This window comes from Pseudomonas sp. TH49 (assembly GCF_016650625.1).
In the GTDB taxonomy this organism is placed as follows: Bacteria; Pseudomonadota; Gammaproteobacteria; order Pseudomonadales; family Pseudomonadaceae; genus Aquipseudomonas; species Aquipseudomonas fluorescens_H.
Window position 1 is genome coordinate 1,434,802 of sequence record NZ_JAEKFL010000002.1, and the last position, 1,215, is coordinate 1,436,016.

Below are 1,215 nucleotides of genomic sequence, written 5' to 3' on the forward strand. Positions count from 1 at the left end.
TCAAGCCCCCGCCACGGCGGGCAGCGGATCACCGATCACCACCCGCTCGCCTTCGCTGAGGCCCTGATTGATCTGCACTTTGACGTTGTTGTTGATCCCGGTCTGCACGTTGCGCGACTGCGCCTGGCCCTTGGCGTCCAGCACCCGCACCGGAAAGCTGCCATCGGCGTTGCGTGGCCCGAGCGCGGCCACCGGCACGGTCAGTACCGATTGCGCGGTATCGAGGACGATGCGCACTTGCGCGGTCATCGAGATACGCAAGCGGTGGTCGGGGTTGGGCACCTCGAACAGCGCGTTGTAGAACACCGCGGTGTTTTGTTTCGGCGTACCGGCCGGCGGTGTTTCGAGGAAGTTCTGCGGTGCCGGCTCGGTGCCGCGCAGCTTGCCGTAATAGCGTTTGTCCTCGCCGAGAATGGTGAAATACACCTCCTGCCCCGGCGCGATGTGAATCACGTCGGCTTCCGACACTTGGGCCTTGATGGTCATGGTGTCCAGATCTGCCAGTTTCAGCAGCACGGGTGCCAATTGATTGGCAATCACGGTCTGGCCTTCCTGGGTGACGATGCCGACCACATCGCCATCGATCGGCGCGACGATCCGCGTATACGCGAGGTTGACCTTGGCGGTGTCGATCTGGATGTGCGCGCTCTTGATCTGCGCGTCCAGCGACAGCAGGTTGGCCTGCTGCACCTCGTAGTTCGATTGCGCGGTCTCGAAATCCTGACGCGAGATCGAGGCGTCTTCCTGCAGGTTCTGATAACGCTCGTAAATCGCTTTGGTCTGCTTGAGCTGGGCTTGCGTGGCACGCTTTTGCGCCTGCAGGTTTTCCTCATCGACCTGAGCCTGACGCAGGGTGTTCTGCAGCACCAGCGGATCGATCTCGGCCAGCCACTGGCCCTTCTTCACCTTGTCGCCGACCTTGACCTTGAGCGACTTCAACTGCCCCGACACCTGAGCGCCGACGTCCACCTGCTTGACGCCTTCGAGCAAACCGGTGGCAAGCACGGTGTTTTCGATATCCGTGCGTTCGACCGGCGCCGTCTGGTATTTCGGCGCTTCGGCGGGTGCCTGCACCGTGTACAGCACCAACCCGGCCACCGCCGCCAACGCCAACCCCATACCGACTTTGCGCAACTTCGACTTTTCCATAAATAACCACAAGTCCGTTCAGGGATGAACCCGGCCAGTGGCCGGGTCTTGATAGAGAAACAACAC

The 1,215-nt window shown here is 61.5% G+C and carries 1 protein-coding gene; it reads right to left on the reverse strand.

What is annotated here, in order from left to right; translation table 11 throughout:
* Nucleotides 1-1,149, reverse strand: coding sequence for a macrolide transporter subunit MacA (gene macA / locus JFU48_RS23960; RefSeq protein WP_201137891.1), 1,149 nt, complete (start codon nt 1,147-1,149; stop codon nt 1-3).
* Between the last annotated feature and the right edge of the window lie 66 nt (nt 1,150-1,215).